Origin of the sequence: Brasilonema sp. UFV-L1, from assembly GCF_012912105.1 — a bacterium.
Lineage (GTDB): Bacteria > Cyanobacteriota > Cyanobacteriia > Cyanobacteriales > Nostocaceae > Brasilonema.
Map to the genome: position 1 here is coordinate 19,738 of NZ_QMEA01000137.1, position 17,826 is coordinate 37,563.

A 17,826-nucleotide genomic window follows, 5' to 3' on the forward strand; every position below is an offset into this window, starting at 1 on the left:
TACTATCAGTAGAAAATTTAAGGAATCTAAACATAGCAGCCATAAAACTAACTGAATATCTACGCAAAGAATGTATAAGACATATCCCAACACAAATAGGGAGGAAGTAACTCCTGCTTTATAAGGACTTGATGCGAGCTAAAATCCTGATTGAAGAAGTCAGAATTCAGCCAGCCCAAATCAGTAGCGGGTTAAATCCCCTGCGGATTTGAGACTACTGAACCAAAGAGCGTAGGGATCTTAAAGCCATTGATTCAACCGAGCATTGCTTGAGGAGTCATTCTGATTCCTGGTTCCTGATTCCTGAATTCTTTCTTAATCAAACAATTTACATACTCACGAGGGAAACTCATGGCTGTAAAAAGAGGAGATATGGTTCGTGCTGTCCGCGAGAAGCTGGAAAACAGTCTAGAAGCGCAAGCTAGTGACTCTCGTTTTCCTTCTTATTTGTTTGAGACCAAGGGTGAAATCGTAGATATCAAAGGTGATTATGCCTTTGTAAAGTTTGGGAAAGTACCAACTCCAAACATTTGGTTACGTCTGGATCAACTTGAAGAATTTAAATAACACTCAACCATTCGCAAATATGAGTTATTCCCCTTCCTCCCCAATCAAGTGTCATTCACCCCGTGTCACCGTTATTGGTGCTGGTAAAGTTGGTAGTACTTTAGCCCAACGCATAGCCGAAAAAAATCTGGCAGATGTTGTGTTGCTTGATATTGTCGAGGGTATGCCCCGAGGACTAGCACTGGATTTGATGGAAGCAAGGGGAATTGAACAGCATAATCGTCGAATCACTGGTACAACCAACTATGCTGAAACATCTGGTTCTAATGTTGTAGTCATCACAGCAGGTTTTCCTCGTAAACCGGGCATGACTCGAGATGATTTGCTTTTAACAAATGCGAAGATAGTAGTCGAAGCTGCGAAGAAAGCAATGACTTATTCTCCCGATGCTGTCTATATCGTTGTCACAAATCCCTTGGATGTGATGACTTATTTGGTATGGCAAGCAATCGGACTACCACGCAATCGCATTATGGGTATGGCTGGTGTGTTAGACTCAGCACGCTTTGAAAGCTTTATTGCGATGGAATTAGGAGTTTGTCCCCTTGATGTTAAAGCAATGGTGCTAGGTAGCCACGGAGATTTAATGGTACCCTTACCACGTTATGCGACTGTTAACGGTATTCCGATTACAGAATTGCTAACTACAGCGACGATTGAGCGATTAGTGGAACGTACCCGTAATGGTGGTGCAGAAATTGTGGAACTGATGCAGACAGGTGGTGCTTTCTATACACCCGCCTCTTCTACCTACGTAATGGTGGAATCGATATTGCGAAATCAGTCACGTCTGTTGCCAATCGCGGCGTATCTTCAAGGTGAATACGGTTTAAATGATATTTTTATCGGTGTTCCTTGTCGCTTGGGATATAGCGGAATTGAGGAAGTCGTGGAATTAAAACTGACTGATGCAGAAAGAAATGCTTTACATACTTCCGCACAAGAAGTACGTAAGAATATTGCCCGTTCTCAGGAAGTTTTCGCTGCTGTCAGTCGGTAGTATTACGTCTGTCTCGCCCGTCACCAAAAGATTTTTTCTTTTATGATCTCCGCTTCTTCTTTGAAAGCGGAGATCATAAAAGCTTTGTTGTAATAATATTGATTTTTGACCCTAACACTCTGTAAAAACATCTTCAGTGGAAATGTTTTTTAAAATAGTTCGATTAGTGTCGTTTACATATTTTTCAATAACATTCTTCCACTTTAAATATCCTCGACCATTTAAATGCAAACCATCCTCTGTATAACAAATATCTAATTGATTTTCCGAATCTGATACGTGAGAATAAACATCTATATACTGATAGGAAAACTCTTTTGCCAGTTCTATTAAGTGTAAATTTAATTGCACTATATTATTGTTGTCTTGCCAGTAACGAGTTATCTTGTTATGAACTGGCAAAACGCTTTCAATAAAAACCTCTGTGTTCGGTATTTTGTTTTTAAACTCCGTCAAAATAGCAGAATATACAAGTAGTATTTGTTCTATAGTTTTAACAGCCTGACCCAAGCCAAGCATATCATTAATACCCACCATTAAGAAAATTTTCTTGGGTTTCGATGCTAATATTGTGTCTAGGCGATTCAGGATCAAATCCGTAGTATCACCACCAATGCCACGATTTCTGATATTAGGATTTTGTAATAACTCTGACCAGTCAACTTGTTCAGTCAGGCTATCTCCTAAAAAAATAATTTCTAAACCCGATTTCGGCAAAAGTTCAAACAGACTCTTTTTATGAAGATAGTATGGATCATAATCTTCTTTTGGCGAATTTTTGTTGAGAATTTTCTTGTAAAAATATTCCCAACCACCTTTTTTCATCCAGAAAAAAGTCCCAAGTACAAAACACAAAAGATTGAGTGTTAAAGAAGTAAACAGTAATAAGATTATGGCTCTATTATTCATGTTTTTTTTAGCAAGTCAATGCTTTGCTTTTTCTTTTAAGAAGGTACAGATTTAATAATGTATATACAAAAAAGATGACCGAATTGTAAAGGCACGATTCGATTTGCACTTAACTAACGTATTTTAATAGGTTGTTTACATAAAATTACTAGGTTTACATAAAGTATTTATGGGAGATATATGAATTTCTCTACAGAATGCCATACTTCTTTTAGTAAATCGGGATTTTCGATATCAAACCACTCAATTTGAGGATATGCTCTAAACCAAGTACGTTGGCGCTTGGCAAATTGTCGTGTATGCAAAACAGTTAATTCTTTTGCTTCATCCAAAGAAATCTCTCCTGCCAAATATTGTTTAATTTCCTGATATCCTAAAGTATTCAGTAAAGGTAAATCAGCACCATATTTCTTGCAAAGGTATTCTACCTCTGTGACCAAACCATCTGCAATCATCTTCTCTGTACGCTGTGCAATGCGTTGGGTAAGGTAAGCAGAATCACAGTCTAAACCGATTTGCAAAATCTGATAATTTGGAGGGGTTTCTCCTTGCTGCTCTGAAATTGAGCGACCAGTGACGTAAAATACCTCCAATGCTCTTAAAGTCCGCACTAAGTCATGAGGATGAATCTTTTGTGCGGCAATGAAGTCAACTTGTTGTAACATGGCATACAATTGCATTTGACCTAAAGATTCTAGTTGCGATCGCAATTCCTTGTGCGGTGCAACCCTGGGAATCTTCATCCCCTGCGTAATAGAACGTATGTATAAGCCAGTCCCACCAACTAAGAAAAGAGGGGGACAAGAAGCAGAGGGGACAAGGGGAAAAATTTTCTTTTTGTCTGTTTGTCTGTTTGTCTGTTTGTCACCGTGTTCAATAATTGGAGGAGAAGCAATTAAAGCCTGTGCTTGCTCTTGATAGTCTGCAACAGTCATATTGTCTGTGGGGTCACAGATATTTATAAGATAGTGCGGTACTAACTTTTGTTCAGCTTCTGTAGGTTTAGCCGTGCCAATATTAAACTCCCGATAAACCTGACGAGAATCCGCACTCAGAATTATTGAGTCTAGCCGCATCGCTAAATCCAACGCTAACCCCGACTTACCAGTCGCTGTCGCGCCACAAATCACAATTAATTTAGTCATTAGTCAATAATTCAGTACACAGTACACAGTAAAGGAGTCACCGAGTCAGGAGTCACCGAGTCAGGAGTCGCAATTCTTTATTTATTTCTTCTGAATCAAGAATTGCACCAATTGCTGAATTCTTCTTCAAACTGATAACTGGTAACTGATAACTGATAACTGATAACTGATAACTGATAACTTGTTAGGTGCATCCCCATCATAAACTTCTCTTCAAATTGCCCTAAAGTCGTCATGAAGCCTTTTGTGTTACAATTTTGGAGTGTTTTTCTATTTTTTGTTTTTTTGCGATTTCACCCCCACTTAACAGGAGAGTTTACATGACGAGCAGTTACAGTGCCGCTCAGATTCAAGTTCTGGAAGGTCTGGAACCCGTTCGCAAAAGACCGGGAATGTATATAGGTTCCACAGGTCCGCGAGGACTCCATCATTTAGTTTACGAGGTGGTGGACAACTCGATCGATGAAGCTTTGGCGGGTTACTGCACCCATGTGGAGGTGGATCTCAACTCTGATGGTTCTGTAACCGTTGTAGATGATGGTCGAGGCATCCCCACAGATATTCACCCCCAAACGGGGAAATCAGCATTGGAAACCGTGTTAACTGTATTACACGCTGGAGGAAAATTTGGCAGTGGAGGATACAAAGTTTCTGGGGGCTTGCACGGAGTTGGTGTTTCTGTAGTCAACGCCCTATCCGAGTGGATAGAAGTGACAGTTTGGCGAGATAAAAAGGTTCATATCCAGCGCTACGAGAGGGGTATACCCGTCACGGAACTCATAGCAAAGCCCTACAAAGAAAACCGCACAGGAACTTCTGTGACTTTCAAACCAGATGCCCAAATTTTTACAACGAGCACTGAATTTGATTACACGACTTTAGCTAGTCGCCTGCGAGAATTAGCATACCTAAATGCAGGCGTTAAAATTACTTTTACTGATAACCGTCTGGAATTACTTAAAAGTGATACGCCCAAGGTAGAAACTTATGAATATAAAGGCGGTATTCGGGAATACATCACCTATATGAACAGCGATAAGCAGCCACTGCATGAAGAAGTCATTTTCGTGCAGGGAGAACGTAACAACGTCAACGTGGAAGTTGCTTTGCAGTGGTGTACTGATGCTTATACAGACAATGTACTGGGCTTTGCCAATAACATTCGCACGGTAGACGGTGGTACACATCTAGAAGGTTTAAAAGCTGTTCTGACTCGCACCTTAAACGCAGTCGCCCGCAAGCGCAACAAAATTAAAGAGAATGAATCTAACCTCAGTGGCGAACACGTGCGTGAAGGTTTGACAGGCGTAATTTCTGTTAAAGTGCCAGAACCGGAATTTGAAGGACAAACCAAAACTAAACTTGGTAACACAGAAGTCCGGGGAATTGTAGATTCTTTTGTAGGAGAAGTTCTTAGCGAGTACCTAGAATTTCACCCTAGTGTTGCTGATTCTGTTTTAGATAAAGCTATCCAAGCTTTCAAAGCCGCAGAAGCCGCCCGACATGCGCGGGAATTGGTGCGTCGCAAATCGGTTCTCGAATCTTCACCTTTACCAGGTAAATTAGCAGATTGCAGTACTAGAGACCCCAAAGAGTCAGAAATCTACCTTGTGGAAGGAGACTCAGCAGGTGGAAGTGCTAAACAAGGACGCGATCGCCGCTTCCAAGCAATTCTCCCTTTACGCGGTAAAATCCTGAATATTGAAAAAACTGACGACGCCAAAATCTACAAAAATACGGAAATCCAATCGTTAATTACGGCGCTTGGTTTGGGAGTCAAGGGAGAGGAATTCGACGCTTCCCAATTGCGCTATCACCGTATTGTAATCATGACTGACGCTGACGTAGATGGAGCGCATATCCGGACTCTGTTGTTGACTTTCTTCTATCGGTATCAAAGAGCATTAATTGAACAGGGTTACATTTACATCGCTTGTCCCCCACTCTATAAGGTAGAACGAGGACGCAATCACTACTATTGCTATAGCGATCGCGAATTGCAACAGCGCATCGCTGAGTTTCCCGACAACGCCAACTATACCATCCAACGCTTCAAAGGTTTGGGTGAAATGATGCCAGAACAACTCTGGACAACTACAATGAACCCAGAAACTCGCACCTTCAAGCAAGTGGAAATAGAAGACGCCGCAGAAGCTGATCGCATTTTCACCATTTTAATGGGCGATCGCGTCGCACCTCGTCGCGAGTTTATTGAAACTTACGGTTCTAAACTCAACTTAACAGATTTGGATATCTAATCCAACCAGCTATTTACTTTAAGTTCGCTAATAACTTGTTAGACTAATCAGTAAGTCGCAAGTGAAAGTCCAAAGCTTTAAACTTTGGACTTCGGAGCGCTTTTGTAAATTTCTTCAGATTTTGAGGCTGAGTTGTTGAAACCGGAAAAGCCAACCTCCACCCAGCAAAGCGAAGTCGGTTGTGCTACTTCATAATTTATGTCTTAAAAGTGAAGAACGCACTCAGCTACTTTATTAACTTTTGTAAAAAGTTATGGATTCTTTAATACCCATATTCATAATCCATGAAAGCAAGCAAAAGCATTTCAGCAAAACTATTGTTTTGCATGATTTTTGCAGTTAACCTCGTTGCTTTGTCTGCTTGTGGTCAGCCTACAGTGGATAATAGAACTGCTCCTCAAACTGCGCAAACTCCAAAAGCAGATTTTTCTACAGTTTCTCCAATTGCGGAAACTCCTACAACACCAACAGCAAGCAAAAACCTAGCAGAGCTAGCACGCTCAGCATCTAGTGAAAGCTCTTTTACAACCCTAACACGAGTAGTCGAAGCCGCAGGCTTAACTCAACAAATGGCAAAACAAGGACCTTATACAGTCTTTGCTCCGACTAATGCTGCTTTTGCTGCTTTACCAAAAGGTACAGTTGAGAGCCTTCTCAAACCAGAAAACAAGCAGAAATTAACGAGGCTTCTAAGTTACCATGTTTTACCCGGACAAGTCACATCCAGTCAACTGACATCAGGACAAGTCAAAACAGTTGAAGGTTCTGCTGTAACAGTAAAGGTTAACACCACAACCAATACTATCATCGTAAACGATGCTAAAGTCATTCAAGCAGACATTCCAGCTAGTAATGGCGTTGTTCACGTAGTAGACAAAGTTATACTACCTCCTAAATTCTAAATTTCCAGCAAGTTTTGGCTCTCGTTAAATAACAAAGTGATCACCGAACAAAGAACTCACAACGGACTAGCCCAATTTTTTCACCTGCTCCGTAGTGCGTCATTGTGAAAGAGTCACTGGTAATCGTTTTTACTAGTCCGCCTGTGGCAATCATTTTTCACACTTGGTATAACTTATGAAGTTTTTATATTAATAAAAATAATTTATTTTTAAAATATAATGAGTTTTTTTTATAAAAAAGCGTTGAAAGCGCAAATTATTGTAAATAAGTATGTCACGAAAAGTGAAGTTAGCTCAAACCCTCTTCCTTTCTAGCCTGAGAATAGAACGCAACAACTCAAGCAGGCACAACAATCAAAGGAAAAAATCTTTTTCATGGCAAGAACCGTGGGATTTTCCCATGAATGCCTGATTTGAAAATGAAGAACCTCCTTGTTTGCTCCTGACCTTCCTCTCGTGTTTTTGATGCCCAGGATCACTGCGCCGAATAGTAAGTTATAGTATATCTCGCATCTATCTTATGAAATAAGGCGTTATGTGGGTGATTATCGATAGTCCTATCTGTCAAATCCTTTTTGAATTGATTAAAATATCGTTGGATACAATAAGAACAGTTTGTCAAGATTCATAAGGTTGAAGTTTCAACAGTGCGTTAACGTGTGATTAAGAGCAAATTGACTCAGTCTACATTCCTTGTCTATCTAACTGATGCTGCCAAAGTCTTGACTCCTGAGTTAAAGTGATTGGCAGAACAAGGTTAAGTGACCACAAAACACCACCATTGTTCTATTCCCATTCATGGTGCCTATGGTACGCCCAATAGAAGAAAACACAAAGCCACCTTAGATAGGCTGTGTATGACATACTTGTCGCCAGATGGCGATCTTAACTCTACTCAGTAGCTTGTAAAGGAAATGTAAAAATGAGTATACTCATTTTTTTGACTTAATTTGTCAAAAAACATGCAGTTTATAGGTAATAAATGTTCCACGTAAGACCTTGGACAAGTTAGAAGCCGGTGTGACAACATAAAATTGAAATGAGAATACCGCTTCATTGCTCGTGCTGAAAAACTGCGGTGCCTCATAAGCCTTAGCGCTTGATCACCTGCTTGCGAATGAGCCAGTCCGACGCCACTTGCACCGACTTGGGAAAACCCCCCAAACGCAGTGGCTCCTCAATTAGGCACAGCAGCCCTCCTGTGTGACTTGCTCGTCTTTGGTTCTCACGCACTTGTGCGATAACGGAGCGTTCCCCCCTGGGTACTCTGGAACTCCGCTTAACGTCCAACAGCCCACTGGCAAGGGCGGACAGAAATGCACGCCACTTGCGACAACCGGAAGCTTAGGCTCCCCTCTGGGGTTGGAGGAGACTCGGGCTACTGCCTCCCCAAGCATGGTCCTCCCTAAGTCGGAACACGAGTATATCCCGACACAAAAAACTGGGCAAGGTCAGCGGTGGACTCACAGCAAGTGGCTCACAATGCTCTCATCGGGCGATTTTTCTGGAGGAACCGCGATTTTTCGCTTGTTTTACCCAACTCCTGCAATTTCACAAAGTTTTGGAGAAAATACAAAAGTACGGGTTCTTTTTTCTATGTCTTACTTTTTGTGGAATAGCCTTCAATTTGCTCAAAAAATTCATGATTACGACACAAAAACAGTGCAATTTCTGTGAAACAGGCTACAATCGGAACAGTCTTTACAAAAGAATCTCCCAACAGTCATATTCATTTGTATGGAGTGCTAAATTTTTTTAGCAAGATGGGTCTTTTTTAGACTAGCTAGTTAAAAGTTATGTTGCTGTGCAACACACATGGTGTTGACTAAGGATTAAGAATTGACCTTCAACTAAGCTTTTCCTCTAAGGGAAAATTCCGTTATGAAGGTGTAAAAATTCTCAAGTTATCTTAGGCAAAGTCGCCAAAAGCACTCTTTTTCTTCTGTTGGTAAATAGTTCACCTTAAGAGCAGCAAACACGTCTTAAGTAATTGATTCTGCAAGGAGCATGAGGAACGCGGCATGAACCAGGCTAACAACGTACTCGAAAATATATATCAGCCTGATGACCTAGAAATAATAAATCAGCCTGAGATTGAGTTAGAAGAACTCTTAATTGACGATGAAGAGGACTTACTGACAGGCGATGAAGGCGAACTCGATGAATTTTTAGAGCCTCAGTCTGATGAGGACGACGCAAAGTCTGGAAAAGCCGCTAAAGGGCGTCGTCGGTCTCAAAGCAAGAAAAAGCATTACACCGAAGATTCAATCCGGCTTTACTTGCAAGAAATAGGTCGAATTCGCCTGTTGCGTGCGGACGAAGAAATTGAATTGGCACGCAAGATTGCCGATTTACTGGAATTAGAGCGAGTGCGCGAAAAACTTTCGCAGCAGTTAGCACGTGATCCTCGAGACAGTGAATGGGCAGAAGCGGTACAAATACCTTTGCCACAATTTCGCTATCGACTGCACATTGGTCGCAGAGCGAAAGACAAGATGGTGCAATCTAACCTGCGTCTTGTAGTCTCAATTGCTAAGAAGTATATGAATCGAGGCTTGTCTTTCCAAGACTTGATTCAAGAAGGTAGTCTCGGCTTGATTCGTGCAGCAGAAAAGTTTGATCACGAGAAAGGATACAAGTTTTCTACATACGCAACATGGTGGATTCGTCAAGCAATCACCCGTGCGATCGCTGACCAATCACGTACTATCCGCCTTCCGGTTCATCTGTACGAAACCATTTCCCGGATTAAGAAAACAACCAAGCTGCTTTCTCAAGAAATGGGTCGCAAACCTACTGAAGAAGAAATAGCGACTCGCATGGAGATGACCATTGAGAAACTGCGGTTTATTGCAAAATCTGCACAACTGCCTATTTCACTAGAAACGCCTATTGGCAAAGAAGAAGATTCTCGACTGGGCGATTTTATTGAGTCTGATAGTGAAACACCAGAAGACCAAGTTTCTAAAAACCTGCTGCGAGAAGATCTCGAAAAAGTCCTCGATAGTCTTAGCCCTCGTGAAAGAGATGTTCTCAGATTGCGTTATGGGTTAGATGACGGTCGTATGAAGACCCTAGAAGAAATTGGACAAATTTTCAATGTGACTCGTGAACGAATTCGTCAAATTGAGGCTAAGGCGTTACGTAAGTTACGTCATCCAAATCGCAACAGCGTTCTTAAAGAGTACATCCGTTAGTCTTCTATTATATGTCATGAGTTATTGATTTTAGACAAATGACTCTCGCTTTCGTTCCTAAAGCATTAGGGACACACTGCATGAAATTCTTAGCTCTTCCTCTAAAGAGATACAAAATTCAAAAAATCATTGAATTGTTTGAATTTTGATTGAATTTAAGAGAAATCTCAACTGAGGTTTCTCGAAGCTTTTTCCAGCAGGAGTTAAATCACATTTGTGTCTCTCCTAGTGTGGTTCCAATATGGTTGGTGATAAGCACGCTTAATAGAAACCCGGCTTCACAGAAGTTACCAGGTTTTTCTGAGCAACAATTTACGTTAACAGCAACTGTATTGAGTGTGGTCTTCCTAGGGCTTGAGCTAAATGTTGGTGCAAGCCTCCGCAGGACTTAAGCTAACAAAACTTCGATAGCATATTGTGAAAAAACCTGGAGTTGTGAAAACTTCCAGGTTTTTGCTTATTTATGTATGTATTTATGACTTAGCAATCTGTAGTCTTAAACCTTACAGGATGCCCCAGAAGTGTAAGAAACCTTGACCAGAAAACAGTTCAATGAAAGCGGCTGCTAGAAAGCCAATCATTGCTAGGCGACCGTTCCAAATTTCTGCTTGAGGTGTGAAACCCCAACGCCAGGTATTGCGGTCATCAGTTACGGGGATAGTAGCTTTTGTTGGGTTTGTCATAACTGGCACTCCAAACTAAATTGTTTAAGGTTTGTTACCTTACGTAAATAAATATAACAAACATTTTGAAGAAGTGTCATGTTTTTTATGGCTTTGTTAAAACTTCTCGATTTGTATCAGGACTTACGCAAAGAAACCTGGTTTTTACCAAAAATCATCTGTTTCGTAACCAAATACGAACTCACAAAACCAGTTTGGTGGCAGATGGTGCATAAGTCCTATGTAATTTTTTCGTAAAGTAAAAATCTTCAGGGTCATTGGCGCTTTCTAACAGCACTTGTTGCTTTTAGCTGCAACGCATTCATTCGCCAGCACGCCCAGGAGGGTTTTCCTCATGCTTATTCTGGCGTCCGCATCTTTAAGATGCGCCGTAGGCTTTCTACCCTTATCGCTGTAAGCTAAGCATGACTAGAGAGTTCGGTAACAATCATGATTTTTTCTTCGCGACTGAGTTGAAGGATATTTTCACCAGTGCCATCTTTGCTTAAAATTGGAATTGTTTCCACTTTCAGGCGTACCACTCTCTGGTGATTAGTAACCAGGACCACTTCAGCATCAGCAGTTGCTCGTACCATTCCTGCTAGTAAGTCAGTTTTACTAGTGAATTTAAAGGTTTGAGTTCCAATGTCACCCCGATTTGCTGCCCGCAAAGTACTCACAGGAATGCGTTTAGCGTATCCTAATTGAGTGACTAGTAACAGGTTTTCCTTTGTGCTTGAGGTCACACAACCAACCATTTCCTCTTGCTGGCGCACGCGTAAACCTTGCAGACCCATAGCAGCACGACCCATAATCGGGAGTTGATTGTCATTCACCTCAAACTTCAAGACTCGCCCACCCGAACTTGCTAAAACCAAATGTTCACCCCCAGTGGTGAACTGAGTACATAACAATTCATCGTCGTCTTTGAGTTTCAAGATAGTTATTCCACGACGAGTGAGGTTCGTCAATTCTGTCAGGGGTAGACGCTTAATTCTTCCTTGCTTAGTCAACAGAACAATCTCGCCATTTTCTGGATGATCCGGTAATACAAAGCGGTTAATCACACCTTCTTGAGCATCCTGCTGAGCAGAATTTGAAAGCAAAGTAATCAATGGTGTCCCCCTTGCAGAACGTCCACTGGTGGGAGGAATATCTACCACATTCACTGGGTAAACTTTGCCACCACTAGTGAGGATAAGCAACTCTTTTGCTGTGTCGGTCAACACACTTTGGATAATCGTGTCATTATCAGACGTACCATTGTCAGCTCTTGCCTTTCGGGATGAAGACCTCAGGCGTACATATCCCCGTTGGGTAAACTCTAAAACCACATCTTCTGGTGGTACTTCCAAATTAGAATTTCTCGTTCCTAGGTTACCGCCTGGGAATGTGGATTTTAGACCCTCTGCTTCTTTGTCCCTTTGTCCCCTTGTCCCCTTGTCCCCTTGTCCCTTGGCTTCCTCCTCACTTATTACGCCTATCCTCGTCCGACGCTCATCACTGTATTTGCGCTTGAGCGATCGCAAATCTTTTTTGAGTGACTTCAGTAATTCTCGTCTATCCTCTAGTAATCTTCGCAAGCTCTGAATTTGTTCATTGAGCTCGTCATGTTCTTTGTGTAAGTTTTGCTGTTCTAAATTGGTTAAGCGTCGCATTGGCATAGCCAAGATCGCATCCGCTTGCACCTCACTCATATCCAATCGGTTTTGCAAGCCAATTTTTGCCGTAGTACCATCAGCAGCGCTTCGTAAAATCTCTACAACCTCATCCAGATGAGACAGCGCTTTAAGTAAACCTTCAAGCAAATGCAGCCGACTTTCCGCCTTACCTAACTGATGAGAATAGCGGCGGTTCAGTGTTTGCTCTCGGAAACTCAAAAACTCCTGCAACAGTTGACGTAAGCTCAACTGACGCGGTTGTCCATCTACCAAACCGAGGAGAATCGCCCCAAAGTTACTTTGCAAGGCAGTTTGATGATACAAATTTTGGAGGACTTCTTGGGGATTGGTATCGCGTTTGAGCTCAATCACGACGCGCATTCCTTGGCGATCGCTCTCATCCCGCAGATCCGCAATTCCCGTTAGACGACCTTGATTCACCAGATCTGCGACTTTCTCAATCCAGCCAGCCTTATTCACTTGATAAGGCAATTCCGTCACCACGATTGCTGTTCGCCGCTTGCTCCCCCTGCTTTGGGTAACTTCCTCCATTTGGGCAATTCCCCGCAGCACAATACTACCTCGCCCTGTGGTGTATGCTTCACGAATTCCTGCGTTACCAACAATTTCACCACCGGTGGGAAAATCTGGTCCGGGAATAAGTTCAAATAACTTTTCATCAGGTAACTCTGGGTTATCGATCAATGCTATTAACCCATCTATCACTTCTCCTAAGTTATGCGGTGGAATATTCGTCGCCATCCCCACAGCAATACCAGAACTACCATTGAGCAAAAGAAATGGCAACTGTGCTGGCAATACAGTTGGTTCCTGCTGGGAATTATCGAAGTTACCGATAAAATCCACCGTTTCTTCACCAATTTCCGTCAGCATTCCCTCATGGCTGATGGATGCGAGGCGCGTTTCTGTATAACGCATCGCTGCTGGCGGGTCATTATCCACACTCCCGAAATTACCATGTCCTGCCAGTAGGGGATAGCGACTAGAAAAGTCCTGTACCAGTCTGACTAAGGCATCATACACTGCTTGGTCACCGTGGGGGTGATACTTACCTAGCACATCTCCTACCACACGCGCACACTTACGGTAGGGTCGATCCGGTGTCAGCCCCAATTCGTGCATTGCATACAAAATGCGTCGGTGAACTGGCTTTAAGCCATCTCGCACATCTGGTAACGCCCGCCCGACAATGACACTCATGGCATATTCGAGATAAGACCGTTGCATCTCGGTATGCAAGGCTGTGGTGATGACCTGTCCCTCACAGAGAAGGTTTAACTGTTTTGCCATGAGTTTTTTCCCTAAATTTCTACTACACAGAATTTGCCGTTAATGAAGACTGCAGCAACCACAGCATAACGGATGAAATACTTTTCATTACACAATCTTGATAGTCACAGGATAGAAAGCAGTAGTATCCTTGTTGACGAAGATTTATATTGATTATTTCAAATAAAGCACACAAGGTTTTCATGATTGTGGTACTCTCCCCTTCACTGACCTGTGTGCCTCTAGTTAAAATAAGCACATCCTAGTGAAATTCTCATGAAAACTGTTTTGATTGTCGAAGATGATCTGATTAATGCTCGCGTTTTTTCCAAAATCTTGACTAAGCGAGGTGGCTTGGAGGTAAAACATACTGAAAATGTAGAAGAAGTTATCAAAATTGCCCAATCGGGAGAAGTTGACATTATCTTAATGGATGTTTCTCTGTCAAAAAGTGTTTACCAAGGTAAGTCTGTTGATGGTATCAAAATTACACAAATGTTAAAAGCTGACCCGCAAACAGCTATCTTACCTATTATTTTGGTAACCGCACACGCTATGGAAGGCGATCGCGAGAACTTTCTTAAACAAAGTGGTGCTGATGGCTACATCTCTAAGCCGATTGTGGACCATCAACAGTTTGTTGACCAGATCCTGGCACTGCTACCAAAACAGAACAACTAAACGCACCATTTGAAACAAAAAAAATGTTTCCCTCATGGTAAACACCACTTAGGACATTTCCATAGTAGTGTCCTTGACTTAAGAACAGACCTGGAACAGTAGCCCAATCACAATACGTGTGCAGGACTACTGTTTCTTGAACAGAATAATATATATGTACTATTAGATGCAATTTTGAGCAAGTGGTTATGAAGGACAAAGCAATTCAAAATATGGCTGTTGGTGCCACGCGCTACACGCTTGACGCATTCACCCATTAGAAGTCTCTGCCTCACTAGCTGCTCAAACATATGCCCTACGGGCACGCTACGCAAACAAAATTTAAAATTATAAATTCAAATTTTTTCTCACTGTGTGAATAAGCGAATTTCTCCGTAAGCGCAGCGTGCCCGAAAGAGCTTACGAGATTTTCCTCATCCCTAAGACTTCCCTGCCCTCTATTGTGGAATACTCCGTTGCCTGGTGGTAGAATTTGAAGGTTCTTCACGTTGCTGGAGAGCAGCTTGAATGCCAGGTAATTCTAAGAATTTTTTTGTATCAGACAGCAGGCGTGTACCCCAAAGATTTTGTTTAAGAAAATCTAAATCAGCATAACGCTCATCAATACGGATAGCAGCTTGTCCCATTGCTAGACCTTGTGCGCGATCGCCTTTAGCATATAAAGCGACTGCCAATGCTAGTAAAGGTTCTGCCGCTTGTTTTTCAATACTCACAGCGTCTTGCCATTGCTTCATTGCACCCTGGACATCACCCTGTTCGTACAAAATTAATCCAACATTATTAATGGCGGGCCAGAATTTTTTATCAAAGGAAACAGCTTTTTTATACAAGGCGATCGCGTCTGGAAGTTTCCTCAACATATAGTAAGCATTAGCCAAATCAAACAATCCCTCTGGATCATTGGGTTTAAACTTCAAACCTTGTTGGTAGTAACTCACCGCCTCTTGGTACTTTTGCTGCTGAAAGTAAGCAGAACCCAAAGCCAACTGAACATCGCCATTTTTTGGATTGAGAGATTGTGCCTTTTTCAGAGCATTAATACCTTCATCCAATTTTTTAGTTTGTACATACAAACCACCCAACAGAAACCACACTTTCTCGTTCTTAGGAGCTAGTTGTGATGCTAACCTAGCTCTTGGTAGAGCGAGTTCATACTGTTGAAACTGCGCGAGTTGTGCTGCTTCCTTTGCCAGACTTAACCCTTGCTGTTCCAACTTCACTGCATCAAGTTGCAGTGTATGAGGAATCAGTGCTTGTGCATTTGTGGGTTGAGGTATACACAAACCACAAACAATCAAAAGAGAAATCAAACCAATTCGTTTAGGCACACTACCGCCTCTTTGCCAAGAATGAAACAATACTTTCAGTTAGCTTAAACGATTTCCCCAGTTGACGACAGCAAAATTTTACAAACAAGAGCACAGAAGAATTTAGGATATTTCCTGCGGATACACTAGAAGCTCTTCTTGAGGAGAGAGTGCGCCTTTGGAGGTTTCCGCGCCAGCGCGCGTTGTGCAAACAGAAGTTGGAGTGCTGGCTTTGTGTGCTCGAATCTATGTCGCTTCATTTTCCATAGACATGGACAACCACTAAATCGTTTCACTTTAAGGTTGGAACATGATGGGCAAGCACTTGGGTTGCACCAGGGAAGAGTAAGCAGGGGAAGTGAAATATATCAGGATTTTCGTGAAAGGATATAACAATGTCCGCCCTTGCCAGTACTTGATAAGGTATTGAGCCAATTTCCGATACTCTATTTACCAAGTCCCTAGCCCTGAAAGGGCGGCTGCGCCAACGGGACGGGGGTAAGGGTGGGCATTTTGACCAAGATTGCCCGGTAATGTCCACGGAGTTCCCCCTCCCTCCTCTTTTAAGGGGAAGAGAAAAAAAAGATGTGTTTTCAAACGAAAGTAAGGCGAAAAAACACGGTATCCTTGTTTAAAACTCCATCCCGCGCCTGGTGGAGTCCCCTACACCCTTATACCCCTATTCCCCTACACCCCTAGTTATCAAGAAAGCCCCAGCCTTGGGATAGCTAACTCGCAGGAAGACAAAGGAACGCATTTTTAACGAAACCGTTACTTTTGTCCTGTATAAATTTGGGACTTTTGTTCCATGTTATTTATCAAAGAGATTTCTATGATGAAATTGTAAGACATAGACTGATTTAGATTTTTAAATTTATAGGATAGTGCATGAAATTAAAATTCTTTCCTATACTTGTTGTGACTCTGACTTCAATTTCTATAATTGCAACTGCATGTCAAAGTCCAAAAGCTGAGACGCCAAGTTCTTCTGAACCCAATGCTCAAGCTCAAAATGTGAGAATGAAAGACTTTCCTGTTCCACCAGGTTTAGAGTTAACACAAGAGCAAAAAACTAAATTAACAGAAGTTCAACAAAGTACTCGTTCCAAGATTGAAAGCATTCTGACACAAGAGCAAAAAGAACAGCTAAAAGTTGCAGTTGAACAAAACAAAGACCAACGAGGAGTCTTACAAAATTTAAATCTGTCATCTGAGCAGAAGACACAAATACAGGAAATTATGCAGTCTCAACGTGAGCAACTCTCAAACATTTTCACGTCAGAACAAAAGCAACAACTGCAACAACTGCGTCAAGAAAAACCATTCCCTGATGCTCCTTGATTGCACCATCAGCTGAGTGCTTAGTGAAATCAGAAAAACTTTTCATCATCTTTCAACTTGTTCTTTAACAATAAAGGAGGCACTTTTATGTTTCGACAACGCCATGTATTTCTTGTCGTAGCAACAGCTATAGTACTTGTTCCAAGTTTATTCGCTAACCCTGCAAATGCACAGAGGAGAGATTATATTGTAGATGAACGCCCAGAAGTTATCCCGCCTCCTCTTCGTAGAGACAATCGTGGTTGGGATCGTGACGATGAACCAAAGCCGAGAACAGTCAAACTTCGTAATGGTGACATCAGGCTTCCTAATGGGGATGTTGTTCCTGCTAAGAAGATACGCAAACTTCATAGAGGTTACGTCAGACTTCCCAATGGAGATGTTGTCATTCCCGATGGAGATGTTGTTCCTACAAGAAGAGTTGTAGAACTTCCTAATGGGGACATCAGACTTCCCAACGGGGAAATCGTTAGAAGAGATGATTAGAATTGTGCAAATCTAAAGAATTCTAACTCGTGTAAAGTATATGCATGCGGCAATGCCACAGTATTGCCGTGTCCTTACAAACAATACGGTACCTTTAAGCAATTCTGTGTCTGTACAGTCGTTGAGTACGGATATTTTTAATGACAAGTTTGTCCTGATTCATTCATAAAGTAGTGATTTGAAAAGTGCTAAATTATGCATATAAAAAAGTAAAAATAACTGGCAGATGTCGGGATGGAGGTGCAATTTTACTTTCATCCTTGCTGTTTTTGTACAATAATCACAACTGATGCAAAATGCATTGTGTCCATAATACCTGGAAAAGTCACCCATTCAGGTGAAGTCACAAATGAGCATAAAGTCGTATTGTGAAGGAAGATTAAGCAACTGTGATCTTACATATTCATTTGTTGCTGATTT

At 41.8% G+C, this 17,826-nt stretch carries 13 protein-coding genes; 8 read left to right on the top strand and 5 right to left on the bottom strand.

Features of this window, described 5'->3' with window-relative positions:
* Positions 1-351: 351 nt before the first annotated feature.
* Positions 352-567, top strand: coding sequence for an NAD(P)H-quinone oxidoreductase subunit O (locus DP117_RS27590; protein WP_169221399.1), 216 nt, complete (start codon positions 352-354; stop codon positions 565-567).
* A 19-nt stretch (positions 568-586) separates the two neighbouring features.
* Positions 587-1,567 (top strand): malate dehydrogenase, encoded by a 981-nt coding sequence (mdh, locus tag DP117_RS27595; protein WP_169221400.1) that lies wholly within the window; start codon positions 587-589, stop codon positions 1,565-1,567.
* Positions 1,568-1,678: 111 nt separating this feature from the next.
* On the opposite strand, the gene DP117_RS27600 is transcribed toward mdh, so the two are convergent.
* On the bottom strand, positions 1,679-2,392 hold the full coding sequence (locus DP117_RS27600; RefSeq protein WP_248277860.1) for a GDSL-type esterase/lipase family protein: 714 nt from the start codon (positions 2,390-2,392) through the stop codon (positions 1,679-1,681).
* A gap of 251 nt (positions 2,393-2,643) precedes the next feature.
* On the bottom strand, positions 2,644-3,621 hold the full coding sequence (gene miaA / locus DP117_RS27605; protein ID WP_169221402.1) for a tRNA (adenosine(37)-N6)-dimethylallyltransferase MiaA: 978 nt from the start codon (positions 3,619-3,621) through the stop codon (positions 2,644-2,646).
* A gap of 320 nt (positions 3,622-3,941) precedes the next feature.
* Between miaA and gyrB the strand changes: the two genes are divergently transcribed.
* The 3 genes from gyrB (at position 3,942) to rpoD (ending at position 9,978) form a co-directional block, all read left to right on the top strand.
* The gene (gene gyrB, locus DP117_RS27610) at positions 3,942-5,879 is read left to right on the top strand and encodes a DNA topoisomerase (ATP-hydrolyzing) subunit B (RefSeq protein WP_169221403.1); all 1,938 of its coding nucleotides are present in this window, start codon (positions 3,942-3,944) and stop codon (positions 5,877-5,879) included.
* Positions 5,880-6,163: 284 nt separating this feature from the next.
* Positions 6,164-6,781 (top strand): fasciclin domain-containing protein, encoded by a 618-nt coding sequence (locus DP117_RS27615; protein WP_169221404.1) that lies wholly within the window; start codon positions 6,164-6,166, stop codon positions 6,779-6,781.
* Positions 6,782-8,802: 2,021 nt separating this feature from the next.
* Positions 8,803-9,978 (top strand): RNA polymerase sigma factor RpoD, encoded by a 1,176-nt coding sequence (rpoD, locus tag DP117_RS27620; protein WP_169221405.1) that lies wholly within the window; start codon positions 8,803-8,805, stop codon positions 9,976-9,978.
* Positions 9,979-10,481: 503 nt separating this feature from the next.
* On the opposite strand, the gene DP117_RS27625 is transcribed toward rpoD, so the two are convergent.
* Positions 10,482-10,661, bottom strand: coding sequence for a chlorophyll a/b-binding protein (locus DP117_RS27625; RefSeq protein ID WP_169221406.1), 180 nt, complete (start codon positions 10,659-10,661; stop codon positions 10,482-10,484).
* Between the two features lie 398 nt (positions 10,662-11,059).
* Entirely contained in the window at positions 11,060-13,612 is a 2,553-nt protein-coding gene (locus DP117_RS27630) for a DNA topoisomerase (ATP-hydrolyzing) (RefSeq protein WP_169221407.1), read from the bottom strand.
* A gap of 255 nt (positions 13,613-13,867) precedes the next feature.
* On the opposite strand from DP117_RS27630, the gene DP117_RS27635 reads away from it, so the two are divergent.
* Positions 13,868-14,272 carry a response regulator gene (locus tag DP117_RS27635; RefSeq protein ID WP_169221408.1) on the top strand — a complete coding sequence of 135 codons (405 nt, stop codon included), beginning with the start codon at positions 13,868-13,870 and terminating at the stop codon, positions 14,270-14,272.
* Between the two features lie 437 nt (positions 14,273-14,709).
* On the opposite strand, the gene DP117_RS27640 is transcribed toward DP117_RS27635, so the two are convergent.
* Positions 14,710-15,600 (bottom strand): tetratricopeptide repeat protein, encoded by an 891-nt coding sequence (locus tag DP117_RS27640; protein ID WP_169221409.1) that lies wholly within the window; start codon positions 15,598-15,600, stop codon positions 14,710-14,712.
* A gap of 867 nt (positions 15,601-16,467) precedes the next feature.
* Here DP117_RS27640 and DP117_RS27645 point away from each other — a divergent pair.
* Positions 16,468-16,920: a P pilus assembly/Cpx signaling pathway, periplasmic inhibitor/zinc-resistance associated protein gene (locus tag DP117_RS27645; protein WP_169221410.1), complete on the top strand. Its 453-nt coding sequence runs from the start codon at positions 16,468-16,470 to the stop codon at positions 16,918-16,920.
* A gap of 87 nt (positions 16,921-17,007) precedes the next feature.
* Entirely contained in the window at positions 17,008-17,406 is a 399-nt protein-coding gene (locus DP117_RS27650) for a hypothetical protein (protein ID WP_169221411.1), read from the top strand.
* Positions 17,407-17,826 lie beyond the last annotated feature (420 nt).